Here is a 25,146-nt window from a genome sequence, read left to right on the forward strand (position 1 = left end):
ATTGTGTTGGGAAAGTTGAAAAAATACGAGGAAATAGGGGAATTGGCGTCCCAATCTTTGCTCCGATGAATAGTTAACGATTCTCTAAGCCAGAAAGAAGGGACGCCCCAAAGTTATGATAGAGCTAAAACGGGATTAATAACCTTTAAAAAAACCGCCGTCCAAAAGAATGTTTTGCCCAGTCATATGATTACTCAAAGGCCCGAGAAGCGCTGATACCGCGTCAACAACGTCTTGAACAGAAGCATATTTACGTAGAGGAATATTATTGGTTTCGCTTTGCATTTGCGTTTCGAAGTTGACACCGTTTTCTTGCGCTTTTTGTTCCATTTTATTGGTATAGCTTTCGGTCATTACTCCTCCTAGCGAGAGAGTATTGACGGAAATACCGAATTCACCGAGTCCTAGTGCCATCGTTTTAGCTTGTCCTAACCATGCACTTCTTAGGCAGTTGTTGGTGCTGTAATGTGATAGTGCGTTTTTGCTACTTAAACCGGAGATGAGAACAATCTTTGCTCCATGATTAATTCGCTCATTTTCAACTAAGTCTTTCAATAAGCCCAGTGGGCGAATGAAATAGTTTTGGTACAAATCGAACCAGGTTTCGTTGTCTGGAAAAATAGACTGAGATGGCGGTATTCTCGGAATAATAAATACGATTTGATCAAGTTTATCTTGATTAGCGATAGCGTGTGCTGCGGAGTTAATGCTGCCATCATCACTAAAATCAAGAGAAACAGGGTGACATTTCTCAGTCATATTTGTGCACAACTCCGCCAGCTTATCTTTATTTCTTCCGGCTAACACTAGATTACCTGATAGAGACTGGGCGATAGCGCTTCCCATTTCGCTGGTGGCGCAGGTGATTAAGGTAGTTTTCATTCCTAATTTCCTCTTGAAATGACAGTAAGTAAGTTGTCTTTATAGTGATTACTTACTTTCAGTTCATATTTTTGGCCTTTAACGTTGATGATGACCTGATGGCTATCCTTTGACGCTTTGATATCAACATTATCTCCAACTTGAAGTAGCTCTTGGTTGACTAAAGTTGAACGGTTGATGCGTATTAAAGCCAAAGGGAAAGATTGCTCTAAGTCGACTAGGGAGCATTTTATTTTCGTGGATAGACCTGATTTGTAGATCACCTTGGAATAAGGATGGCTATAAGTGATTAGTACGACGTCTTCATTGAGTGCAAAGGCGCGTTTATTACTGTTTATTATCTTGCATATATTTTCAATCTGTTGACGTTCTGGTGGGATTACCGGTGCGTCATTTTCTTCGTATGCCTTTGTTGGGGGATGGTTAAGTAGTATCAGTTTGATTAAGGCAAAGAAGGCGGCGAAACTTAACAGTTCTGCCAGAATGAACAGACTTAAGCTACTGACAAAATACTTGTCTTGGAAAGAGGTTAGCTTTTCTGCCAGGTAGTAGTTTACGACGGCGACTTTTTTGTTGCCCATTGTTATTGGTAGTGAGTTTGAGTTCACTTCAATCCGAGATGCTCTAGTGGTTAGCTTTGGAATGGAGGTATCCGCGGTGCAAAGTTCCAATATATCGCGATTGTTTGAGGTAAAGCTGTGTATGGTGACTTGAATGCACATATCAGCGTCAATATTGGATTGCTCGTAGGCAGATATAAATCGCTGCAAACTAGAGCGTATTCCATCGGTGTTGAAAGTGTAGATATCATCAAGAAACGCGTCGGTTTTCGTCCACCCTTCTATTAATGCTCCCGCTAAGCTGTCATTAGGCGTTTTGCTTTCCAATGTATTGAAGTAAGCGATAACCAACATAGCCTGGGTGAGTATCATCAGCAGCGCTGCAAGAGCGATTTTGCGTAACTTGGAGCGTTGATTACTCGCCATGTTCAGTTTCTCTCAGCGATAAAGTTTCAATCCATTGGTTTCCTTGAGCAGAGACTTCGAACAAGTACATTGGCTTTCTATTATGTCCCGTATTGTTGATCGAGATAGCTTGGCCATCCATTACCGTGAGGTAGTTGGATTGGCTTATTACATGAAGGGCTTGCTTTTTGCTCTTGAGCCCGGTGAGTTTCTGGAGTTCACTCTCTATCAACTTAATTAAGTCAAATGAGTAGGCGCTCAAAAATGAGTTGGGGTTTGCAGAGCAATAAGTATTGGCATAAGAGCCAAAAAGCTCCTTAGTTGGTCCTTTGGTTTCACCATTCCAATTTTTTAAAAACCTCAACGTGATATTAGGCGATACCTTTTCGATGATGTCATAAAATTCTTTTCTTCCGCCAACGGAGTCCGGACCAAGAATAGATAGGTTTTCTTTATCATTGAGATCCAACTCATGATAGAGAAGGGCAATGTGAGGATTAAATAGAGGCGCGAAGATTGTGTCGCCGGATTGGATTTCTTCAACAATTTTTGGCATCGAGTTGGTGCTAAAGTCGTGAACAGTGACTTTTAAGTCGGGACGTTTCTCCAAAACCAGGCGTAAAAACTCTCCTGCTATTTCAACTGAGTAACGGTTGGATTTTGACCTCACAATATGGAGCGGTTCGTGAGTGGTTTGGCTTAGGTAGTATTGTGCGAGCAACTCAGCTTGATAAAGATTTGAAGCCATAATTGAAAACCCCAGCTGAGTGTTTTTTATAACATTCATTGCGGTTGCAGATGTAAGAAAGGGAATACCAGCAGGAGTTAGAAAGTCAGCTGCAGCTTCGGCTTCTTTGGATAACAATGGTAGTAAAACAATATCGACGTCATTATTGATAAGTTTAAGTGCCGCTTCAACACTTCCACTGGCTGAACGATTATTTTCAACAAAGATAAAATCTACGTTTGGATACTGATTTTGTAAGGAGTTTGTTGTGCTTTTTAAAATACACATTTTCTCCATATTTGATCTGGAGCTATTTTCTGTCGTCTGACCAATAATAATTCCAACTTTATATGGATGATTTTCTTTAGCATGTGCTTGAAAACTTATACCAGCACCTAGTGCTAATAACATCAAGTTGCATAACTGGTGTTTTTTTGCCCAGAAGAATTTAACTAAACTCATCTGTTTCCCCTGCATTTTGTTACATCTAAAAAGTGCGAATTAAATCTTATCTGTATGTATTTTAAAAGTTTTTCTATTGTTTTGATGTTTTTTTATTTTTTTGATTACAGCAACATCAAATTATAATTGAAGTTAATGATAACTTAAATATCATGGACTCTTCTATGCGACAGTTTGGTTGATTAATAACGCTTTATCGAACGAAAATTAGACGAAAATATGCAGCTATGATAAGCGGATTCTCTTACTTTACGGTAAGTTAGATGGGTTAAATAAAAATATAAGCTAATAGGTATTTAATTCTAGAATTTTGTCGTTATACGAGTGTTGTTTCAGATTAAATTCAAAGTGTATAGATAGCATCATATTTAGTGGTTAAAAACCAAGCGTATTTAAAAGATAATAAAACACGTCTGGCTAGGACGTATAACTAAGGGCTTAGTTCTTAGTTTTAAAGCCCGAACATTGTTCGGGCTTTTTTATGTATGTTCGTAAAAAAGCAATATAGCGAGCGACTAGAGAGGCGTGTTCATTTGGAGTGAACGCTGATTACAGAGAGACAGAAGTCGAGAACATATGAACGCAAAAAGCCGTGTCGAAAGACACGGCTTTTTTAAATTTGGCTCCTCCTGCTGGGCTCGAACCAGCGACCTGCGGATTAACAGTCCGTCGCTCTACCAACTGAGCTAAGGAGGAATCGATTAATCGGGCCGAATATTAGCGATCGCATCTACTAGTGTCAATACCTCATAACCCCAAAAAAGCGATTTTTTAGTGAATTAAATTTCTTTACTTCCTTGCAGGCCACGTCGGCTAAAGGCTAGCTTTACTTATCCACCAAAATTGTGGATAACTGTGTTAATTAAACTTGAGCAATTGTTATACAGGGAAAAACAAAGAGAATAGAGTGAAAAATAATCAATCAAGATCTTTGACTAAGCAACTGTATAATAAAGCATCATTGATGGTTAAAGAGCAATTGGCTCAAAAAACGATCAAGCAGATCGGAAAACGATCAGGTAAAAATACAAGTAAAATGTGAATAAGCTGTGTGTGAAGGAGTTGCGATTTTGAGAGGAGATCTCTAGTAGGGCGAAAGATAGTAACAGGATTGAAATCGATGATCTAGCACTTGCTGTGCAAAATAATTAAAACAGGGTTATATTTTTTCCATAGCTATTGTTTCTGTATATTTATACAGTCACAATGGACGGCTGCGGCGTTTCTTTAATAGTTGAGGTTTCCATGAGTAAAGTTTTTGATTTGGTGTCGGATTATCAACCTTCAGGTGATCAGCCAACGGCGATTAACCAATTACTTGAAGGGTTGGACTCGGGGTTAGCTCACCAAACATTATTGGGTGTAACTGGCTCTGGTAAAACCTTTACATTGGCAAACGTGATTGCAACAGCGCAAAGACCGGCTATCTTATTGGCGCCAAATAAAACACTGGCGGCGCAGCTATACGGAGAGATGAAGTCCTTTTTCCCAAACAATGCGGTGGAGTATTTTGTCTCTTACTACGATTACTACCAGCCAGAAGCGTATGTACCAACAACCGACACCTTCATTGAGAAAGATGCATCGGTTAACTCCCATATTGAACAAATGCGCCTGTCGGCGACTAAGGCGTTGCTAGAGCGAAAAGACGCCATCATTGTCGCTTCGGTTTCTGCAATTTACGGCTTAGGTGATCCAGAAGCTTATCTACAAATGATGCTGCATATTCGCCGCGGCGATGTTATGGACCAGCGTGACATCCTACGTCGATTGGCAGAACTTCAATATAGCCGCAATGATGTTGCTTTTGAGCGTGGTCAGTTTCGAGTTCGTGGGGAAGTGATTGATATCTTCCCTGCTGAATCTGATCAGGATGCCGTGCGCATCGAAATGTTCGACGATGAAATTGACTGTATTAGCATTTTCGACCCTCTAACTGGTGTGGTAAAGCAAAGAGATTTAGCGCGATTCACTATTTACCCTAAAACGCACTATGTAACGCCAAGAGAGCGTATTCTTGATGCAATCGAGAAGATAAAAGTTGAACTAGAAGATCGCAAAAAGTACTTACTTGAGAACAATAAATTGTTGGAAGAGCAGCGTATCTCCCAGCGTACTCAGTTTGATATCGAAATGATGAATGAACTTGGTTTTTGCTCAGGGATAGAAAACTACTCCCGTTATCTCAGTGGACGTAATGAAGGGGAGGCGCCCCCAACCTTGTTTGACTACTTACCTCATGATGGATTGTTAATTATCGATGAGTCTCACGTCACAGTGCCGCAAATTGGCGCCATGTATAAAGGGGACCGCTCACGAAAAGAAACCTTAGTCGAGTTTGGTTTCCGTTTACCATCTGCGTTAGACAATCGACCAATGCGTTTTGAAGAGTTTGAATCTATCGCGCCGCAAACCATCTTCGTCTCAGCGACGCCAGGTAATTATGAGCTTGAGAAGTCCGATGGTGAGATTGCCGATCAAGTTGTGCGTCCAACTGGTTTGCTTGACCCTGAGTTGGAAGTGCGACCGGTTGCTACCCAAGTTGATGACTTGCTGTCTGAGATACATATCCGCGCAGCGAAAGATGAACGAGTGTTGGTGACAACCCTAACCAAACGTATGGCGGAAGATTTAACTGAATATTTAACTGAACATGATGTGCGCGTTCGTTACCTACACTCTGACATTGATACCGTTGAACGGGTCGAAATAATTCGAGACCTACGTTTAGGTGAGTTTGACGTCTTAGTGGGCATTAACTTATTGCGAGAAGGTTTAGATATGCCAGAGGTCTCTCTGGTCGCCATTTTAGATGCTGATAAAGAAGGTTTCTTACGCTCGGAACGCTCTCTCATTCAGACGATTGGCCGCGCGGCTCGAAACTTACAAGGTAAAGCCATTCTTTATGCGGACTCTATAACTAAGTCGATGAAAAAAGCGATGGATGAGACTAGTCGTCGCCGCGAAAAACAACAAGAATACAATCTAAAAATGGGGATAGAACCACAAGCGCTAAAACGTAATGTGAAAGATATTATGGAGCTGGGGGATATTACCAAGAGTAAGAAACAGCGTGCGAGTAAAACAGTACCTCTATCTAAAGTGGCAGAGCCTTCACAAAGCTATGATGTGATGACGCCTCAGCAATTGGAGAAAGAGATCAGCAAGCTTGAAGCACAGATGTATCAACACGCCCAAGATTTAGAATTTGAATTGGCTGCGCAGAAGCGAGATCAAATTGATTCCTTGCGCCAGCAGTTCATAACTAATAGTTAAAGCTTGCAAACGAACCAAAGTCGTAGGCAAAAAAATAGCCAATAGAGATCTGCTCTATTGGCTGTAATTTGTGAATACTAAGTTCACTAACAACGTCAGTTGGCTAGGTGACCCCTGAGGGTCATAATATTTTTAGCAGATACCGTGCCAAAATTTTGTGTCAGATTTGACCGAAAAAGGGGATAATTTGATAAAAAATGCACTTCCAGTTTGCAAAATGCAAAGCGCAATGCAATCATTTATACAAATTGCAATGCATTAACTGGCTAGGATATGCAAGACAACACACAAAATCCCAAAGCAAAGTATTTGCTTATGGTGGAGGATACTGCTTCCGTTGCAGCCCTTTACCGCTCCTATCTTACTCCTTTGTGTATCGATATTAATATTGTTGGTACCGGCCGAGATGCGATCGAAAGCCTTAACTTTCGTACGCCAGACCTTATCTTACTCGATTTACGCCTCCCAGATATGACGGGTATGGATGTTCTTTATGCCGTGAAGAAAAAAAATCCGGATGTACCGGTCGTCTTCATGACAGCACATGGATCTATCGATACTGCCGTTGAAGCGATGCGTCATGGTGCTCAAGATTTCTTGATTAAACCGTGTGAAGCTGACCGGCTGCGTGTCACGGTGAACAATGCTCTGCGCAAAGCAAATAAGTTAAAAAACGAAGCTGACTATCCAGGCAATCAGGGTTATCAAGGCTTTATCGGCAGTAGCCAAACCATGCAAGCGGTATATAGAACCATAGATTCAGCCGCATCCAGCAAGGCCAGTATTTTTATTACTGGTGAAAGTGGTACAGGTAAAGAAGTGTGTGCTGAAGCGATTCATGCCACCAGTAAACGTGGTGATAAGCCGTTCATTGCTATTAACTGTGCGGCTATTCCAAAAGATTTGATCGAAAGTGAACTGTTTGGTCATGTAAAAGGGGCGTTTACCGGTGCTGCGACAGACAGACAAGGGGCGGCTGAACTTGCAGATGGTGGTACGTTGTTTCTCGACGAACTGTGCGAGATGGACCTAGATTTGCAAACCAAGTTATTGCGTTTTATTCAAACCGGTACTTTTCAGAAAGTAGGCTCGTCTAAAATGAAAAGTGTGGATGTACGTTTTGTCTGTGCGACAAACCGTGATCCTTGGAAAGAAGTTGAGGAAGGGCGCTTCCGAGAAGATTTATACTATCGTTTATATGTTATACCGCTTCACTTGCCACCACTGCGTGAGCGTGGGGATGACATTATTGAGATAGCCTATTCATTGCTTGGCTTTATGTCTAAAGAAGAGGGAAAAGACTTTATTCGCCTTTCACCACAAGTGGTGGATCGTTTTGCAAGCTATGAGTGGCCTGGAAACGTACGTCAGTTACAGAATGTGTTGCGAAACGTCGTGGTACTAAATAACGGCAAAGAGATTGACTTGCCAATGCTACCGCCGCCATTGAATAAGCCAACTGAAAATCATATTCGGATTGAACTACCGGAGAACGATGAGCCATCTGTTCAAGATATCTTCCCATTATGGGTGACAGAAAAGAGAGCGATTGAGCTGGCAATCAAAGCGTGTGATGGCAATATTCCCAAGGCTGCAGGTTATTTGGATGTAAGTCCATCAACGATTTATAGAAAGCTACAAGCTTGGAATGTGAAGGAAACTCAGTAACTATCATGGATGTATTAAATCAAGACAAAATAGATCGACTGGCTAGTGAAATTGGCGCAGATAATGTACCGATTTTGCTGGATATCTTTCTTGGAGAGCTCGCTCAATACATGTCGAAACTGACATCAGATCCGGATCTCGATGTGACCTCTTACTTGAAAGAGATCAGTCATGCTTTGAAAAGCAGTGCGGCGAGTTTTGGTGCTGAATCGTTGTGCGCTTATGCGATTGAAATTGATTCTATGGCTAAGGCTGGGCAAGCTTTTGATTTAGAGTCAACTAAACAGAATATGGTCGCGCTGCTCAAAGAGACGGAGCAGCGCTATCAGGAATTAGTCGCTCAGTAGTAATTGAATCGCGTCATGCAGTTTTTCTCGGTCATGACGCCAATCTCTGTTTGGTGAGGCAAGTGGCACAGTAACGCAGTTCCATTGAGCTAAATCTGAGTGCGGCTCTTCACCAAGTACAATATCTATTTGACGACCTTGGCAGGCACGTTCACACCATTCCAACTTCTCTTGCAGGCTCATTTTCCCAGCCGGGCCAAATTCAGGTGAGAGGTTTTCTACAAAAATGAGCTTCGCTTTTTTATTGTTAGCGATGGCTCTACCTACTTCTGGCAGTAGTAGCGGCGGCATAATACTGGTCAAAAAGCTGCCAGGCCCTAGGATTATTGCATCAGCTTCGTCTAAAGCTAATACACCTTCTTTCGTCGCTGGGACTTCTGGTTCTATATCTAAGCGAACCAGTTTTTCCGGCATTTCATCAACGTTTGTTTCGCCGGTCACCCAACGGCCATCGGGTGCTAACGCTTTTAGATCGGCAGGGTGCTCAGTCATTGGAATGATATTGACGTCGACCTTGAGCATGTTTCTGATCAGGTTTGTGGCATCTAAAGGACGGACAGAGAGGTTGTCTAGCGCGGTGAGCATTAGGTTGCCAAGATTGTGGCCATCCAGCTCACCAGAGCCTTTGAAGCGGTATTCAAACATCATTGAGCTAATGGAAGGGTCGGTAATCAACTGATTGATACAGTTGCGTGTGTCGCCCCATGCAATTCCGCCTTGGCAGTGACGAATTCGGCCAGTAGAACCACCATTATCCGTCGTTGCCACTATGCCTGTTGCATTTTTGCCGAAATCTTTTAGGGCAGCAAGCATACGGCCCAGGCCATGGCCACCGCCAACGGCAACCACTTTTTTAGAAGAGTACAAAGTCATCTGTGTTTTCTTATTTTTTTATAACCAACTACAATTTAGAATATTGCATTAATAGGAGATACTCAATACGGGGTATTTTGGGCTCTTGGTAGGTTTTTTTGACCTCGAGGGTAGAAACACTCACAATTATTAAGTATTTTACTCAGCAGCTACTGATAAGAACAAGATGATTTCTTATTAGTTGCCATAACTCCGAGCTCTCCAAGCTAAGTTTCCTACGGTAAATAAGCGAGCAGAGCCAGTGACAAGTTGTCACCAGGGCATGATTGGAAATGACCATGCCTCCCGTGTTTGGAAAGGTGTTCCGTGGCGCAACAATTCGAAGATAAATTTCATCGCAAGTTTTATTACTTGCGTCTTTCTGTTACCGACGTTTGTAACTTTAAGTGTACATATTGCTTACCTGATGGCTATCAGCCTTCGGGTCAGAAAAACTCGTCCTTTTTATCCCTACCTGAAATAAAGCGTGTCGTCCGTGCTTTCGCTGATTGTGGTACGTCAAAAGTACGTATTACAGGTGGTGAGCCAAGCCTACGCAAAGACTTTACTGATATTATTCATACCGTTGCTGAAACTTCTGGCATCAGCAAAGTTGCGACCACGACCAACGGCTACCGTATGGAGAAGCAGGTCGAAGAATGGAAACAAGCGGGATTAACCAATATCAACGTTAGCGTAGATAGCTTAGATCCTCGTATGTTCCATCAAATCACCGGTGAAAACAAATTCACTCAGGTTATGGCGGGCATTGATCGCGCGTTTGAAGTGGGTTACGACCAAGTTAAGGTTAATGTTGTGTTGATGAAAGATCTCAACGCACATGAACTGCCAGCCTTTCTTAACTGGATTAAAGATCGACCAATTCAATTACGATTTATTGAATTGATGCAAACTGGTGAGATGGACGAGCTATTTAACAAACATCATGTGTCTGGCGTTGCTATTCGTAATCAATTGATTGCCAATGGATGGTTGTTAAAAGTTCGCGCATGTAATGACGGCCCTGCTCAAGTCTTTGTTCACCCAGATTATCAGGGTGAGATCGGATTGATCATGCCTTATGAAAAAGATTTTTGTGAAAGTTGCAATCGCCTGCGTGTCTCAGCGACAGGTAAGTTACATCTTTGCTTGTTTGGCGATCATGGCGTTGAATTACGCGATCTTTTACAGCAAGACTCGCAAGAGGATGCATTAATTCAGCGCATTCAAGAGCAGTTGCAAACTAAATCAGTCAGTCATTTCCTCCACGATGGAAACTCCGGTATGACTCCGCACTTGGCGTCTATCGGCGGCTAGTTACTGACAAACACATCATTTAATTTTTGGCTGAGCAGTACGTTGCTCAGTGAATCAAAACAATTCGAGATAGGTAGGTGAACAAATGGGTCACGCAGAAAGCAAATTCCAGCCAGCTAACATTGCAGTCTTAACAGTTTCTGACACGCGTACAGAAGAAAATGATACGTCAGGTGGCTACTTGGTTGAAAATGCCAAAGAAGCCGGTCACAACGTTGTAGACAAGCAGATCGTGATTGATGACATGTACAAGATTCGTGCGATTGTTTCTCAGTGGATCGCGGACGAAAATGTTCAAGCGATTATGATCACTGGTGGTACAGGCTTTACCTCTCGTGACAGCACTCCAGAAGCGCTTAAACCATTATTTGATAAGGAAGTGGAAGGCTTTGGTGAGTTATTCCGTCAAGTGTCTTACGAAGAGATTGGCACTTCAACAATACAATCACGAGCGATTGCGGGCTTTGCTAATCACACAGTTATATTTGCAATGCCTGGTTCAACAGGTGCGTGTCGCACAGGTTGGACGAAGATCATCAAGCAGCAGCTAGATGCGAGTCATCGTCCATGTAACTTTATGCCTCATCTATCGGTATAAGTGGGGAACTGATGAGCCAATTTACTCATATCAATGCTTCTGGTGAAGCAAACATGGTTGATGTTTCTGCTAAAACTGAAACGGTACGTGAAGCTCGTGCAGAAGCTTTTGTTCATATGGCACCGGAAACATTACAGTTGATCGTATCCGGTTCTCACCATAAAGGTGACGTGTTTGCAACGGCGCGTATTGCTGGTATTCAAGCCGCTAAGAAAACTTGGGATTTGATCCCGCTTTGTCACCCTTTGCTGCTTTCAAAAGTGGAAGTGCAGTTGGAAGCGATCGAAGCAGAAAACATGGTACGTATCGAGTCAGTTTGTAAGCTTGCAGGCAAAACGGGCGTTGAGATGGAAGCGCTAACGGCGGCTTCTGTGGCCGCATTGACGATTTACGATATGTGTAAAGCTGTGCAGAAAGACATGGTGATTGGCCAAGTGCGTCTGCTGGAAAAAACAGGCGGTAAATCTGGACACTTTAAGGTGGAAGCATGATTAAAGTACTTTTCTTTGCTCAAACCCGCGAGCTAGTGGGTATGGATGAGATGGAAGTTTCCGCGGAATTTTCTACGGTTGAAGCTTTGCGTGCACATTTAGCTCAGCAAGAAGGTAAATGGGATTTGGCGTTGGAGCCAGGTAAGTTGCTTGCTGCCATTAATCAGTCGATTGTTCCGTTGGATCATGCTCTGAATGATGGCGATGAAGTTGCATTCTTCCCACCAGTTACCGGAGGGTAATTATGGATTCACGAGTTTCTGTTCAAGTTGAAGACTTTTCGGTTGGTGCTGAATATGAAGCACTAGCTGAAGGCACTGCCGCCGGTGCTGTCGTAACCTTTGTTGGTAAAGTGCGTGATATGAATCTTGGCGACAATGTGACTGGATTGTCCCTAGAGCATTACCCAGGCATGACTGAAAAAGCACTAGCAGAAATCTGTGACCAAGCTGAACAACGTTGGCCACTGCTTAACGTGCGCGTTATCCACCGAGTCGGTGATCTCGACATTGGTGATCAAATCGTCTTTGTTGGTGTGTCTAGCGCCCATCGCGGTGCGGCGTTTGAAGCGTGCGAGTTTGTTATGGATTACTTAAAAACTAAAGCGCCGTTTTGGAAAAAAGAGCGAACCACAGAGGCGACACGTTGGGTTGAGTCACGTGACTCAGATGCCAAAGCTGCTGAGCGCTGGAAAAGCTAATTACGTCACTAAAATCTGTATTGTTAAAAAACGCCTCTCAAAATATTGAGAGGCGTTTTGGTATTTGGGTTTCGATACCAATCAGCCAACCAATTGATGAATCGTGCCTCGTTTTTTGTTTTTGGCGTAAAACAGCGCTTTATCTGCGATAGAAACTAAATGTTCTGGACTTATTTTTTGCGACATACGGTCACAAAACTTAAGCCCTATAGTAATCGTTAGTTGATCTGTAATCGTAGATGAGGGGTGAGCAATGTTTAATTTTAAGATTGATTCACGTAGCTCTTTTGCACGTTCTAGACATTCCTCTTCTGTAACTCCGGGCAGATAAGCAAGAAACTCATCGCCACCATAGCGAAAGCAGAGGTCGTTTGGCTGAGACCATCGGCGTACTGCTTGTGAGATGGCCCGTAGAGCTTGATCTCCTTTCAAGTGCCCATGGAAATCGTTGTATTGTTTAAAGCAGTCGATATCTATCATCAAAATCGCCGCACTTCTTCGATTGATCCAAGTTACCTGAATGGCATCAGGAAGGAGAGTATCCAATGCATATCGATTGTAGAGTTGGGTTAGGTGATCCATATAGGTGAGCTTTTCCAACTCGAGTTGCTGTCGAGCAAGCGTATCTAAAGCGCGTTTGTACTCGGTGATATTGCGAACTGTCCAAAGTACATATTCAGTATTGGGTAGAGGGATGACCAAGGCACTGAAATGCTGTAGTTCAGTTGGTCCTTCGACACCGTCAAAACAACTTAATACTTTTGGGTCAAGTGAGTATTCGAGATCATAAGGTTGTTGGCTGTCGATAACATCGACAATGATCTGACTGAACCAAATGGCTTTGTCGGCGGGAAGGACTTGGTATTGGTTTAAGCCGATAAGTGCCGTTGGGTCATGGTGGCGCTTTTTGTCTCTTCCACCCCATGTTTCGATATAAGTTCCAGATTTATCGATAAGAAACGTCGGCTCAGGCAGCGATTCGAAGATCGAACTCATCGTCTCTGGATTTGTTGAAATAGTGGCAGAAAAGGCAGAATTCACTCAAATATATCCTTACTTGTTATGGTTCTACTATCTATAGTTTAGACAGTTTATTGTAATCTGCGTCTATCTAAGGTTGTATTTATGAGAAAAGCGACGGTGCGACGAGCTGCCATTATTGCTCTTATTGTTGGCACGATATTGAACTTGATTAATCAAGGGGATGCTTTGCTCTCAGATGCCGAAATTAATGGAGTTAAAGCCTTATTGACCTACTGCGTTCCTTTCATTGTCTCCCTTATAAGTAGCTGGTTGACTCAGCGTGAAATTGCTCAAGAAAACGAGTAATACTAAAGTTGATAGGTAACAGTTATTGTAAAAATTGGTGATTTCCATTTAGTAAAATCAAGAAATTAGACAACAATTACAGTAACAGCAGCGTGGCTTGCACGTTAAGGAGACATAAATGGAATCATTAAAAGTAAAAGACTACATGACACTGCAAGCGGTAACATTTACCCCTGAAATGTCATTGAGTGCTGCCTTACAAAAAGTTTTAGACTCGCGTTATCTAGGTGGTCCGGTGGTGAATGAGCGTAAGGAAGTGATAGGCTTTCTTTCCGGACAAGACTTATTGGATAAGCTAATTAAAGTCTCGTATTACTGTCAGGACACACATATTGTATCTGACTGTATGCATTCGGAAGTGTTATCGGTGACTTCTGAAACCTCCATTATCCAATTAGCAGAAATGATGCAAGTAGGTAAACCAAAAGTCTATCCTGTCATCGACGACGGTAAACTGGTAGGCATTATTACTCGAAGAGATGTGTTAACTGCTATTGGTAAAAATATCGACGATTGCTTTAAGCATCCTGTATAGTCTATTGTTACAACGTGTTACATCTAAAGGCGCATCATGCGCCTTTTCTCGTTTTAACTAATAGGCAGTAAGGAATCACAATGACAGACCAAAGCGCAAAGTTTGTTGAAGGCTCCACAATGCGTCATATTTTGGTGATGTCAGGTGCTGGCTCAGTCGGTTTAATGGCCCTATTCGTGGTCGATCTGCTGGATATGCTGTTTATTAGTATGTTGGGGCAAGTCGAATTGGCTGCAGCGGTTGGATTTGCGGGTACGCTGGTTTTCTTTTCTACATCGATTTCAATCGGAACTTCTATCGCGATGGGGGCTTTGGTTTCTAAGGCCATTGGCGCTAAACAAAGAGAACACGCAAGAATATTGGCTTCGAGTGTTATGGCGACGGCGTTTGTCATTAGCAGTGTCGTTAGTATTGTGATGTATCTATATATTCCAGAGCTGGTTGCAGCAATCGGGGCCAAAGGATTTGTTGCTGAGCGTGCGGAAGCGTATTTAAGTATTATTATTCCGAGCGGACCAGTAATAGCGATTGCTATGTCTGCAGGGGCGGGATTGCGTGCAGCAGGAGATGCGAAGCGTTCAATGTGGGCAACGCTGTCCGGTGGTATTGTTAACGCGATTTTGGATCCACTGTTTATTTTTGGCTTTGGCTGGAACGTCGAAGGTGCAGCGTTGGCATCAGTCGTGGCGCGTTTTACGGTACTTTTCTTTTCATTGTACCCCTTGATTCGAGTGCATCAGCTGGCAGCTCCGCTCGGTATCACCGCATGGGGAACAAATCTAAAAGCGATTTTGACCATCGCTGTTCCCGCAATCATTACCAATATCGCAACACCAATTGGCAATGCCATTGTGACAACATCTATTGCTCAATATGGGGAGGACTTTGTTGCAGGGTTTGCGGTGATTGGTCGCTTGACCCCGGTTTGTTTTGCCGTGATCTTTGCACTTTCAGGTGCGGTTGGCCCTATTGTTGGTCAAAACTTTGGAGCGGAGCGATTTGATCGAGTGAAAGAGACACTCAATAACTCTTTGCTTGTGACAACACTGTATACATTGACGGTGTGCCTGATTTTGTATTTGGTGCAAGACTTTGTGATTGAAAGTTTTAGCCTGCAAGGGGATGCCGCCATCATTGTCGCCGCTTTTTGTACTTATGTGGCTTTCAGTTTCATCTTCAATGGGGCGCAGTTTGTTGCCAACACCTCATTCAATAATTTAGGAAAACCGCTTTATTCGACGGCTTTGAATTTAGGTAAAGCGACACTTGGTACTTTGCCATTTGTCTACTTCGGGTCACTTTGGTTTGGTGCTCTTGGTGTGCTATACGGTCAAGCTCTGGGCTCAGTAGTGTTTGGTATTATTTCGATAATTGTTCTGAGAAAGCACATTATTGATTTAACTAAAGGCGTTGCTCCGGAAGCGCTAAAAGACGACCCATCGATCACTAGTGTGAATACCCAGCCATTCTGTAGTCATGATGCGGTTCTGTTAGAAGAGGTGGCCGCGGGAGCTGAAAATCATCCTAAAAACACAAATAGTGTTTGACCTTGGAGTTGACTCCAAGGTTTATGATTAAGGTGTACATCAAATGGAGAGAATATTATGTGCACCAAACATCAAGCTTGCCGTTCAGACAAAGTAGCGGTAAACCCGTCTCAAAGTGGCTCTTGCTCTAGCCCTAAAATCACCAGTATCCAGATGGCAGGTGTCGAGTCAGTTGATTCGGGTTGCTGCAGTTCGAATAGCTGCAGTAATGGAGTGGACCCGTCCGATGAGGAAAGTGAGTCCGGTGCCTCAATAGAGGCTCGTCATACGCACAGTTGGAAAGTCAATGGGATGGATTGTCCATCTTGTGCGCGGAAGATTGAAACTGCAGTTCTTAAAGTATCAGGGGTAGTCGAGGCAAAAGTCTTGTTCGCTACCGAAAAGCTCGTAGTAAAAACCAATGATGCTGATGTCGCAGCGGCGGTTGAAGACGCGATTGTTGCTACAGGCTTCACCTACTCAAGCCCGAACGGTGCTAGTAGTAAAAAGGAACAGTCTAAAGGCTGGCTTCCTATCATCAAACAAAATGGGCAGATTATCAGTATCGCGAGTGCAATGATATTCGCCGCAATCATCAAACCGACTTTCCCTTTAATCAGTGAGTGGTTGTTCATTCTGACCTGTTTGGCCGGTTTATACCCTATTGCGAAGAAAGCTGTCGCATTGGCTAAGTCGGGTACTCCGTTTGCAATCGAAACCCTGATGAGCGTTGCTGCGATCGGCGCGCTATATTTGGGCGAAACCGTTGAAGCCGCAATGGTGTTACTGCTGTTTTTGATTGGTGAAAGACTGGAAGCGTTTGCCGCATCTCGAGCTCGAAGTGGGGTGCAATCATTGATGGAGTTGGTTCCTGAAAATGCAATTCAGATTGTAGATGGCCAGCGTGTAGAGGTGTCGGTTAGCGAACTGCAACCAGGTGATGTGATCGAGGTTTCTCCAGGCGCTCGTTTACCTGCTGATGGCAAATTGCTTGATGAGGTTGCCAGTTTCGATGAAAGCGCATTAACGGGTGAGTCAATACCAGTAGAACGATTTACTGGTGAATCGGTAATGGCTGGGGCGGTTGTTGCCGATCGCGTAGTACGCTTTACTATTACTTCAAAGCAAGGTGAAAACGCGATTGATCGAATATTACACCTGATTGAAGAGGCCGAATCTCGTAAGGCGCCACTTGAACGTTTCTTAGATAAATTCAGCCGTTGGTACACACCGTTAATGATGTTGGTATCTCTATTGGTGATCATTACGCCGCCATTGCTGTTTGCTCAACCATGGGAAACATGGGTCTATCGTGGTTTAGCTCTTCTACTTATTGCTTGTCCTTGTGCACTGGTGATCTCCACACCAGCGGCCATTACCTCAGGGTTAGCGGCAGCGGCTCGTCGAGGGGCATTAATCAAAGGAGGAGCGGCACTAGAACAGTTAGGTAAAATCGAAACCGTCGCGTTTGATAAAACAGGGACATTAACCAAAGGCAAACCTGAAGTGACCAATATTGTTGCTCTCAATGGGTGGCAAGAGAACGAGCTGTTAGCCAAAGTTGCAGCAATTGAGGTGGGCTCAAGCCATCCGCTGGCAGTGTCATTGGTTAATAAAGCGAAAGAACGAGGACTTACTATTACTGAGGCAAAGGACAAACAAGCCTTGGTCGGTAGTGGGGTAAAAGGTTTAGTTGAAGGAACGATTTATCAAGTTATCGCACCGAGTAAATTAGAACTAACCTTAGAAGAACAGTTGGACGCTCAAATTGCACGGCTAGAAGACGAAGGTAAAACGGTTGTTGTCGCCTTGGCTGGTGATAGCAATGTAATAGGTTTGATTGCTTGGCAAGATACGCTGCGAGATGACTCCGCTCAAGCTGTCAAAGCGCTGAAGCATCTAGGTATCCAATCAATCATGCTAACGGGTGATAACCCTCGTAGTGCTCTTGCGATCAGCTCAATGATTGATATCGACTATAAAGCGAGCCTGCTACCTAAAGATAAAGTGACGTATGTAGAGCAATTATCGACAGGAGCGAATGTCGCTATGGTGGGGGATGGCATTAATGATGCGCCAGCAATGAAAGCTTCCAGTATTGGTATTGCAATGGGCGGTGGTACGGACGTCGCCTTAGAAACGGCAGATGCGGCAATCACTCACAACCGCTTAGTCGAGCTGGCTGCGATGATTGAGCTTTCCCGAGCTACTTTGAATAACATTCGTCAAAACGTAGCATTGGCGCTGGGGCTAAAAGGTATCTTCCTAGTGACGAGTTTGCTAGGCATAACGGGTCTTTGGGTCGCAGTACTGGCGGACAGTGGTGCGACGGCGATTGTTACTCTTAATGCTCTGCGACTTTTGAAATTTGAGCCGAGCCAAAACAGTTAGTGTTTAGCTAAATAGATTTAAACTTGTGTTGTAAAAACAGTCATAGCCCTTACATTTGATGTAAGGGTTATTTTTTATGCAACTTAGGCGCTAAATTGCGGAAAAGTGTGATGCAAACCGGTTTTATGTGCAATGTAAAAATGTATTACCTTTAGGGTTGTGATTTTTATCACTCTTTAATGGCGTTGAGTTGGTTAGAGTAGTTCCTGTACCCGATGAATTTATAGAGTGAAACGAACGTTCAAACAAAGAACAGATTTCACCACCCATAAGGAGCCCCCTATGTCTCAAGCTGTATTCCACCTTGGTGTAACTGAAGCCGATCTTGCTGGTGCAACTCTCGCGATCATTCCTGGTGATCCAGCACGCGTTCAAAAAATCGCAGAAGAGATGGAAAATCCAGTATTCCTAGCAAGTCACCGTGAATACACACTTTACCGTGCAGAGCTTGACGGCAAGCCTGTTGTTGTTTGTTCAACGGGTATCGGTGGTCCATCAACATCTATCGCAGTTGAAGAACTAGCTCAGCTTGGTGTTCGTACTTTCCTACGTGTTGGTACTACTGGTGCGATTCAACCACATGTAAACGTGGGTGACATGATTGTATCAACAGGTTCTGTTCGTCTAGATGGTGCGAGCCTACACTTTGCTCCAATGGAGTTCCCTGCAGTAGCTGACTTCGAAGTTGCGACAGCGATGAAAGCGGCAGTTGAAGAATCTGGCGCAGCAGTACACATGGGCGTAACGGCTTCAAGTGATACTTTCTACCCAGGTCAAGAGCGTTACGATACCTTCTCAGGTCGCGTTGTTAAGCGTTTCCAAGGTTCTATGCAAGAGTGGCAAGACATGGGTGTTCTAAACTTTGAGATGGAATCAGCAACGCTGCTTACTATGTGTGCAAGCTCTGGTCTTAAGGCTGGCTGTGTCGCTGGTGTTATCATCAACCGTACTCAGAAAGAGATTCCAGACCACTCGACACTGAAAGAGACAGAAGCTCGTTCAATCAAAGTCGTGGTAGAAGCTGCACGTAAAATGCTTTAAGAACTCTGCTGAGTTATCAGCATCTTTAAGATAAAGAAAAAACCTCAATTGGGACGACCCAGTTGAGGTTTTTTTGTATCTAGGGAGAAGAGCAGACGCTTAAGCGATAAACTCTTCTGAATCAGGACGATTAGTGAACTGGACGCCGCTTAAGAAATCACACAGCAATTGGTCTTCACATGCTTTGTAGTTCTTGTTGTTTGGCTTACGGAAATAAGCGCCAATTTCATATTTGCTCAGGCTAACACCAATCACTTCGAGTACATCCAACACATCTTCTGCTTTCATATTTAGAGCAATACGTAGCTTCATGAAAATCATGTTGTTGGTCAGTGATTGCTCCGGCTTAGGCTGTTCACCTTCCTTCTTGCCACGCTTTAGGTTGATGAAACCATTTAGAAACAGAGCAAGCTCTTTGTCCTTCATCTTGGTCACAGACTTATCTGAGTCTGCTTTTAGCCAATCATTGACTTGGTTAGGGGCAACCGTTGTATCTGCTTGCTCAAAAGCTTTGATAATTTGGGTGTTTTTCAAATTCAGTGAATGCTGGATACGACGTAAGATTTCATTGTTAGTCACAGGATCTGCTCTTTAGTGAAGGTCTGGTTTAATAAGGTATATTTGACGGCGACTTTAACAGAGATGCGAGCTAGGCGACAGCAATAAAACAAAGGGCACTCGAACGTGCCCTGATAGTCTTTTCAATACGCATATGAGATCTTAGGCAGCGGCAAATAAAGGCTCTCAGACATATCAGACAACATTTGATCATATACTTGTGCAATCACTGCAGAAATGTCACTGGTGATTAGATATAGCTCCTCATCCTCGAGTGTTAGTGATTCAGCAGAAGATAGCTCTGCTAATTGGTGAATGGCATCAATACCGTTTGGAGAGGCGATTGATAACGGACTGATTAATGAAAGCTGATTGAGCTTTCGTCTTGTTTTATCACAATAGAACTTCAAACGTAGGAATCCATCCGTCGATCTGCTTTCTGGAATACAAATCTGTAATTGGGTGAGCACTTCCATGCTGTCTAAAACTTGCTGCCAGTTTAAGTGGTATTCGTCGTTAAGATCTTCTCGCTCAGATTCAATTAGCCAAGCGATGGCGATTTCATCCATTAAGAACATACAGTGACGAATCGTTTTACCGTGCACAATTTGATTGCGGCTGATGTTGTGCTCATGCCAGTCGTTGTGCATTGCTTTTAGCTTTAACTGGAATATTCGATACATAGGGCGATTATCGAACGGTGCGATCGAAACCAAATGATCCGAACATCGAACCAACTCTTCATAGAGTGTATTGATTGTTTTTAATTGTTGATCGTTCACCGAGTCACTAAGAGCGCGATGAGTCAATTGACGGTGCTCTCGACAAAGCCCAAGTAACTGCCTAAGTAAAACGAGAGTTTCAAACTTACGCTGTAAGATCGTTTGGCGCTTTTTTGAATAGTGAAATAGTGCAGCCAAAATCGCGCATGAGAAAATAAGTGAAATTAGAACAAACATAGCCAACTCCTTTCGTGCTTGTTACCTCTAAAGGAGTAGAGCGATAAATATGCCAAAAACAGATGGTTAATAAAATCAATTAGTTAAGTTTGCGATTGAGTTGGCGTGAGCTGTGTTGGTGCATATGCCGCCCAGCTTCTGGGATATAAAGTGTCCGTGTGATTGTTAGAGGAAGGAATGATTGCCTTGTGGAATCTATACGATATTGCTATCGAGAAGAAAAAGCCCCTAGAGCATTGCTGTTCTAGGGGCTTAAATTTATCAGTGATGATTACATCACGCGCATACCAGGTTGAGCACCTTCATGCGGCTCAAGGATCCATAGCTCACTGCCACCAGGGCCCGCTGCTAGAATCATGCCTTCAGACATACCAAACTTCATCTTACGCGGCTTAAGGTTAGCCACCATCACAGTCAGTTTGCCTTCAAGATCTTCTGGTTTGTACGCCGACTTGATGCCAGAGAACACTTGACGAGTTTCACCACCGATATCGAGTTGGAACTTAAGCAGTTTGTTTGCTTTTGGCACTTCTTCACAAGAGATGATACGTGCGATACGCATATCTACTGCAGCGAAAGCGTCAAATTCAATCTCTTCTGCGATTGGTTCTTTATCTAGCTCAGTTTGGCTTGCTTTGTTCTTTGCTGCTTCTGCCGCTTCTTTCGCTGCAACTTCTGCTGCTGCATCTTCTTTAGAAGCTTCAATCATCGCTTCAACCTTCTTAGGGTCGATACGGTTGAACAGAGCTTTGAACTTAGTGATCTCGTGATCAGTCAGTGGCGCTGCAATGCCTTCCCAAGTTAGCGTTTCGTTTAGGAACGCTTCAGTACGCGCAGCAAGCTCTGGCATCACTGGTTTTAGGTATGTCATTAGAACGCGGAATAGGTTGATACCAACAGAACAGATGTCTTGTAGCTCTTGGTCTTTACCTTCTTCTTTCGCCACAACCCACGGTGCTTTTTCATCAACGTATTGGTTTGCTTTGTCTGCTAGTGCAGTGATTTCACGGATAGCACGGCCAAATTCACGAGTTTCGTAAAGCTCTGCGATGCGGTCAGCCGCTGCAGCGAACTCGTTGTATAGCTCAGTTTCTGCGAAGTTAGCCGATAGCTTGCCTTCAAAACGCTTAGAGATGAAGCCAGCGTTACGTGAAGCTAGGTTAACAATCTTGTTTACTACGTCAGCGTTAACGCGCTGAGTGAAGTCTTCAAGGTTAAGATCTAGGTCATCGATACGGCTGTTCAGTTTCGCTGCGTAGTAGTAACGTAAACACTCTGGATCTAGGTGATCTAGGTATGTTGCCGCCTTGATGAATGTGCCTTTAGACTTAGACATCTTCGCGCCGTTTACCGTTACGTAGCCGTGTACGAATACGTTGTTTGGCTTACGGAAACCAGAGCCTTCAAGCATTGCTGGCCAGAATAGAGAGTGGAAGTAGACGATGTCTTTACCGATGAAGTGGTAAAGCTCAGTTGTGCTGTCTTTCTTCCAGTACTCATCGAAGTCTAGACCTTCAGTTTTGTTACATAGGTTCTTAAATGAAGCCATGTAGCCAACTGGTGCATCTAGCCATACGTAGAAGAATTTGTTCTTCTCGCCTGGGATTTCGAAGCCGAAGTAAGGCGCATCACGAGAGATATCCCACTGTTGTAGACCAGACTCGAACCACTCTTGCATCTTGTTCGCTGTTTCAGATTGAAGTGAGCCTGAACGAGTCCACTCTTGTAGCATGCTTTCAAACTGAGGCAGGTCGAAGAAGAAGTGCTCTGAATCCTTCATTACTGGAGTTGCGCCAGATACTGCTGATTTAGGATCAATCAGTTCAGTTGGGCTGTACGTCTCGCCACAGTTATCACAGTTGTCACCGTATTGGTCTTCTGACTTACACTTAGGACAGGTACCTTTTACGAAACGATCCGGTAGGAACATCTCTTTTTCTGGGTCAAATAGCTGAGAAATAGTACGGCTAGAAATGAAACCGTTTTTCTTAAGCTCTAGGTAGATGTGTGAAGCCAGCTCACGGTTCTCTTCAGAGTGTGTGCTGTGGTAGTTATCGAAGCTAATATCGAAGCCAGCGAAGTCTTTTTGGTGCTCTTCACTTACTGCAGCGATCATCTCTTCTGGCGTAATACCCATCTGTTGTGCTTTTAGCATGATTGGCGTGCCGTGAGCATCGTCAGCACAGATGAAGTTTACAGTGTTGCCACGTAGGCGTTGGTAGCGAACCCAGATATCTGCTTGAATGTGTTCCAGCATATGACCTAGGTGAATCGAACCGTTAGCGTACGGAAGGGCACAAGTGACCAGTAGTTTTCTTGGATCAGTCGCCATACTTAATATTCGCTTCTAATGATGTATAAAAAATAGAGAGTAATACTACCTTATCCCACCAGTGACTCCAAGGCTTCCAATATGGGAAACCCTAGTTTTTTCAGGGTTCAGTCTAGGCTGGTGGAGTGTTACGATTAGATGCATAAGGAGGACCTATGCGTCAGTTCACTTCAAAACAAGATTTTTGTGATTGGTTAAACCAATTTGAGCACCCAAGCCTCGCCTCTGACTGGGCATCAGCTGCAAATATCATCTCTGTCGAAGCCAGTGGTTTTAAGATATCAATTCCTTTTGCGGCAAAAGGTTTGGTTGAGGATTTATCAAGCTGGATTTCAACCCAACAAGCAGCGGGTGACGTAGCGTCATTTGCATGCGAGATAGAGGTTGCTCCTAAAACATTGGAAGCCAATGTAGCCGCGCAGGTGAAAGGGGTGAAAAACATTATCGCGGTCACCTCTGCGAAAGGAGGCGTGGGTAAGTCGACCACTTCGGTTAACTTAGCGTTGGCAATTGCTCAATCCGGCGCGCGCGTTGGCTTGTTAGATGCGGATATATACGGACCTTCTGTACCAATAATGCTCGGTCAGCAAAATGCTCAACCAGAGGTGCGAGATAATAAGTGGATGCAGCCAATTGCCTCGCACGGTATCTACACTCATTCTATTGGCTATTTGGTCTCTAAGGATGAAGCGGCGATCTGGCGCGGCCCTATGGCAGCCAAAGCATTGGCGCAACTTCTCAATGAAACTGAGTGGCCAGAACTCGATTACCTGATTATTGATATGCCGCCGGGCACAGGGGATATTCAACTTACCTTGGCTCAGCAGGTGCCTGTAACGGGGGCGGTGATTGTAACGACACCACAAGATTTAGCATTGGCGGATGCTCGTAAAGGGGCGGCGATGTTTAATAAGGTCGAAGTACCGGTAGTGGGTGTGGTTGAAAACATGAGCTATCACATATGTAGCCACTGCGGGGGCAAAGAGCATATTTTTGGTGCGGGTGGCGCAGAAAAAATGTCACAAGAGTACGGACTCGATCTGCTTGCTCAAATCCCACTGCACATTGAAATGCGTGAAGATATTGATAAAGGTTGTCCAACCGTGGTCGCTAGACCGGAATCGGAGCATACGCACCAGTATTTGGCGTTAGCTGAAGCCGTCTGTTCACGTTTATATTGGCACGGAAAGACTAAACCAGATTCAATTCAGTTTACTATGGTAGAGTAGCCACGCTTTCTTTTGGCAAAAATGGGTGCTTTTTGAGCGCCCATTTTTATTCTTATTTCGTGTAATCGATTGCGCAAAATTCATTTATTCCAATTCTATAATTGACGGCAATCGCGACTGGCAACTGGTCGCTGAACTCCCTATAATCAGGCGGTTTACCTAAATTTGTCTTAATACACAGGACTCATAATAGTGAGCACTGCTAGTATTAGCATATGACACCAATCAAATTCATCGGGTGCAAGAATAATGTCTGATAATAATCAATGCGTCATCGTCGGTATTGCTGGCGCGTCTGCTTCTGGAAAAAGTTTAATCGCAAGCACAATTTACAACGAGCTGCGTGAGAAAGTGGGCGATCATCAAATTGGTGTGATTACGGAAGATTGCTACTACAACGACCAAAGCCACCTGAGCATGGATGAGCGCGTAAAAACTAACTATGACCACCCGAGCGCACTGGATCATGATCTGCTATGTGATCACCTAGAGAAGTTAGTGAAAGGTCAAGCGGTAGAAGTACCGGAGTACAGCTACACAGACCATACCCGTACGGACAACACCACAACAATGACACCTAAAAAAGTGATCATTCTTGAAGGTATTCTTCTTCTAACAGATCCTCGCCTGCGTAACCTAATGCACGCAACAGTATTTATGGATACGCCGCTGGATATCTGTCTACTCCGCCGTGTTAAGCGTGATGTTGAAGAGCGCGGCCGTACAATGGACTCGGTATTGAAGCAGTACCAAGAAACCGTTCGTCCAATGTTTATGCAGTTTATTGAGCCATCGAAACAATACGCAGACATTATTGTTCCTCGTGGTGGTAAAAACCGCATTGCAATTGATGTTCTAAAAGCTCACATTGCAAAACTTCTGAAAGCTTAAGCCTCTAGCAAGCTGATAGACTTTATTTTTTAAGAAAGAAGTGGCACTTTAGGTGCCACTTTCTTTTTTA

General features: G+C 43.7%; 23 protein-coding genes, 1 tRNA gene and 1 riboswitch. Of the genes, 15 read left to right on the plus strand and 9 right to left on the minus strand.

The window, feature by feature from the left end; genetic code table 11:
• Positions 1–135 precede the first annotated feature (135 nt).
• The 4 genes from GVO60_RS05020 to GVO60_RS05035 all read right to left on the minus strand — a co-directional run bounded on the left by GVO60_RS05020 (position 136) and on the right by GVO60_RS05035 (position 3,732).
• Positions 136–882 (minus strand): SDR family oxidoreductase, encoded by a 747-nt coding sequence (locus tag GVO60_RS05020; protein ID WP_159651532.1) that lies wholly within the window; start codon positions 880–882, stop codon positions 136–138.
• Positions 883–884: 2 nt separating this feature from the next.
• The gene (locus tag GVO60_RS05025) at positions 885–1,868 is read right to left on the minus strand and encodes a LytTR family DNA-binding domain-containing protein (RefSeq protein WP_159651533.1); all 984 of its coding nucleotides are present in this window, start codon (positions 1,866–1,868) and stop codon (positions 885–887) included.
• On the minus strand, positions 1,858–3,036 hold the full coding sequence (locus tag GVO60_RS05030; RefSeq protein WP_159651534.1) for an ABC transporter substrate-binding protein: 1,179 nt from the start codon (positions 3,034–3,036) through the stop codon (positions 1,858–1,860). The genes GVO60_RS05025 and GVO60_RS05030 overlap by 11 nt, the downstream gene beginning before the upstream one ends.
• Positions 3,037–3,656: 620 nt before the next feature.
• Positions 3,657–3,732 (minus strand) — tRNA-Asn (locus GVO60_RS05035).
• A 549-nt stretch (positions 3,733–4,281) separates the two neighbouring features.
• On the opposite strand from GVO60_RS05035, the gene uvrB reads away from it, so the two are divergent.
• From uvrB to luxU, 3 genes are all read left to right on the plus strand, one after another.
• Entirely contained in the window at positions 4,282–6,312 is a 2,031-nt protein-coding gene (gene uvrB / locus GVO60_RS05040; RefSeq protein ID WP_159651535.1) for an excinuclease ABC subunit UvrB, read from the plus strand.
• A gap of 273 nt (positions 6,313–6,585) precedes the next feature.
• Positions 6,586–7,980, plus strand: a complete 1,395-nt coding sequence (gene luxO / locus GVO60_RS05045) for a quorum-sensing sigma-54 dependent transcriptional regulator LuxO (protein ID WP_159651536.1) — start codon at positions 6,586–6,588, stop codon at positions 7,978–7,980.
• Between the two features lie 2 nt (positions 7,981–7,982).
• Positions 7,983–8,327, plus strand: coding sequence for a quorum-sensing phosphorelay protein LuxU (luxU, locus tag GVO60_RS05050; RefSeq protein WP_174855873.1), 345 nt, complete (start codon positions 7,983–7,985; stop codon positions 8,325–8,327).
• Here luxU and GVO60_RS05055 read toward each other — a convergent pair.
• Positions 8,313–9,200: a YvcK family protein gene (locus GVO60_RS05055; RefSeq protein ID WP_159651540.1), complete on the minus strand. Its 888-nt coding sequence runs from the start codon at positions 9,198–9,200 to the stop codon at positions 8,313–8,315. The two genes, luxU and GVO60_RS05055, sit on opposite strands and share 15 nt — an antisense overlap.
• 178 nt (positions 9,201–9,378) lie before the next feature.
• Positions 9,379–9,518, plus strand: a riboswitch (molybdenum cofactor riboswitch).
• On the opposite strand from GVO60_RS05055, the gene moaA reads away from it, so the two are divergent.
• The 5 genes from moaA (at position 9,507) to moaE (ending at position 12,285) form a co-directional block, all read left to right on the plus strand.
• Positions 9,507–10,496, plus strand: a complete 990-nt coding sequence (gene moaA / locus GVO60_RS05060; RefSeq protein ID WP_162596531.1) for a GTP 3',8-cyclase MoaA — start codon at positions 9,507–9,509, stop codon at positions 10,494–10,496. Its footprint overlaps the riboswitch before it by 12 nt.
• Before the next feature lie 85 nt (positions 10,497–10,581).
• The gene (moaB, locus tag GVO60_RS05065) at positions 10,582–11,094 is read left to right on the plus strand and encodes a molybdenum cofactor biosynthesis protein B (RefSeq protein ID WP_004414904.1); all 513 of its coding nucleotides are present in this window, start codon (positions 10,582–10,584) and stop codon (positions 11,092–11,094) included.
• A gap of 11 nt (positions 11,095–11,105) precedes the next feature.
• Entirely contained in the window at positions 11,106–11,585 is a 480-nt protein-coding gene (gene moaC, locus GVO60_RS05070; RefSeq protein WP_159651544.1) for a cyclic pyranopterin monophosphate synthase MoaC, read from the plus strand.
• On the plus strand, positions 11,582–11,827 hold the full coding sequence (gene moaD, locus GVO60_RS05075) for a molybdopterin synthase sulfur carrier subunit (RefSeq protein ID WP_159651546.1): 246 nt from the start codon (positions 11,582–11,584) through the stop codon (positions 11,825–11,827). The genes moaC and moaD overlap by 4 nt, the downstream gene beginning before the upstream one ends.
• A 2-nt stretch (positions 11,828–11,829) precedes the next feature.
• Complete coding sequence (moaE, locus tag GVO60_RS05080) at positions 11,830–12,285, plus strand: molybdopterin synthase catalytic subunit MoaE (RefSeq protein ID WP_159651548.1); 456 nt, start codon at positions 11,830–11,832, stop codon at positions 12,283–12,285.
• An 81-nt stretch (positions 12,286–12,366) separates the two neighbouring features.
• Here the strand turns inward: moaE and GVO60_RS05085 are convergent, their stop codons facing one another.
• Positions 12,367–13,326: a sensor domain-containing diguanylate cyclase gene (locus tag GVO60_RS05085; RefSeq protein ID WP_159651550.1), complete on the minus strand. Its 960-nt coding sequence runs from the start codon at positions 13,324–13,326 to the stop codon at positions 12,367–12,369.
• An 84-nt stretch (positions 13,327–13,410) separates the two neighbouring features.
• On the opposite strand from GVO60_RS05085, the gene nrtS reads away from it, so the two are divergent.
• The 5 genes from nrtS to udp all read left to right on the plus strand — a co-directional run bounded on the left by nrtS (position 13,411) and on the right by udp (position 19,107).
• Positions 13,411–13,614 carry a nitrate/nitrite transporter NrtS gene (gene nrtS, locus GVO60_RS05090; protein WP_159651552.1) on the plus strand — a complete coding sequence of 68 codons (204 nt, stop codon included), beginning with the start codon at positions 13,411–13,413 and terminating at the stop codon, positions 13,612–13,614.
• 118 nt (positions 13,615–13,732) lie between these two features.
• The gene (locus GVO60_RS05095) at positions 13,733–14,149 is read left to right on the plus strand and encodes a CBS domain-containing protein (protein WP_159651554.1); all 417 of its coding nucleotides are present in this window, start codon (positions 13,733–13,735) and stop codon (positions 14,147–14,149) included.
• A gap of 80 nt (positions 14,150–14,229) precedes the next feature.
• Complete coding sequence (locus GVO60_RS05100; RefSeq protein WP_159651556.1) at positions 14,230–15,696, plus strand: MATE family efflux transporter; 1,467 nt, start codon at positions 14,230–14,232, stop codon at positions 15,694–15,696.
• A gap of 57 nt (positions 15,697–15,753) precedes the next feature.
• Complete coding sequence (locus GVO60_RS05105; RefSeq protein ID WP_159651558.1) at positions 15,754–18,066, plus strand: zinc/cadmium/mercury/lead-transporting ATPase; 2,313 nt, start codon at positions 15,754–15,756, stop codon at positions 18,064–18,066.
• A gap of 282 nt (positions 18,067–18,348) precedes the next feature.
• Positions 18,349–19,107 carry a uridine phosphorylase gene (gene udp / locus GVO60_RS05110; RefSeq protein ID WP_159651560.1) on the plus strand — a complete coding sequence of 253 codons (759 nt, stop codon included), beginning with the start codon at positions 18,349–18,351 and terminating at the stop codon, positions 19,105–19,107.
• Between the two features lie 99 nt (positions 19,108–19,206).
• On the opposite strand, the gene GVO60_RS05115 is transcribed toward udp, so the two are convergent.
• The 3 genes from GVO60_RS05115 to metG all read right to left on the minus strand — a co-directional run bounded on the left by GVO60_RS05115 (position 19,207) and on the right by metG (position 22,956).
• Entirely contained in the window at positions 19,207–19,686 is a 480-nt protein-coding gene (locus GVO60_RS05115) for a YehS family protein (protein WP_159651562.1), read from the minus strand.
• A 122-nt stretch (positions 19,687–19,808) separates the two neighbouring features.
• Positions 19,809–20,624 carry a hypothetical protein gene (locus GVO60_RS05120; protein ID WP_159651564.1) on the minus strand — a complete coding sequence of 272 codons (816 nt, stop codon included), beginning with the start codon at positions 20,622–20,624 and terminating at the stop codon, positions 19,809–19,811.
• A gap of 271 nt (positions 20,625–20,895) precedes the next feature.
• Positions 20,896–22,956: a methionine--tRNA ligase gene (gene metG, locus GVO60_RS05125; RefSeq protein ID WP_159651566.1), complete on the minus strand. Its 2,061-nt coding sequence runs from the start codon at positions 22,954–22,956 to the stop codon at positions 20,896–20,898.
• A 155-nt stretch (positions 22,957–23,111) separates the two neighbouring features.
• Between metG and apbC the strand changes: the two genes are divergently transcribed.
• Both apbC and udk read left to right on the plus strand, forming a co-directional pair.
• Positions 23,112–24,185: an iron-sulfur cluster carrier protein ApbC gene (gene apbC / locus GVO60_RS05130; RefSeq protein ID WP_159651568.1), complete on the plus strand. Its 1,074-nt coding sequence runs from the start codon at positions 23,112–23,114 to the stop codon at positions 24,183–24,185.
• Positions 24,186–24,434: 249 nt separating this feature from the next.
• Positions 24,435–25,076: a uridine kinase gene (udk, locus tag GVO60_RS05135; RefSeq protein ID WP_159651570.1), complete on the plus strand. Its 642-nt coding sequence runs from the start codon at positions 24,435–24,437 to the stop codon at positions 25,074–25,076.
• Positions 25,077–25,146: the final 70 nt, after the last annotated feature.

The organism is Vibrio atypicus (genome assembly GCF_009811315.1).
GTDB classification, from domain to species: Bacteria; Pseudomonadota; Gammaproteobacteria; order Enterobacterales; family Vibrionaceae; genus Vibrio; species Vibrio atypicus.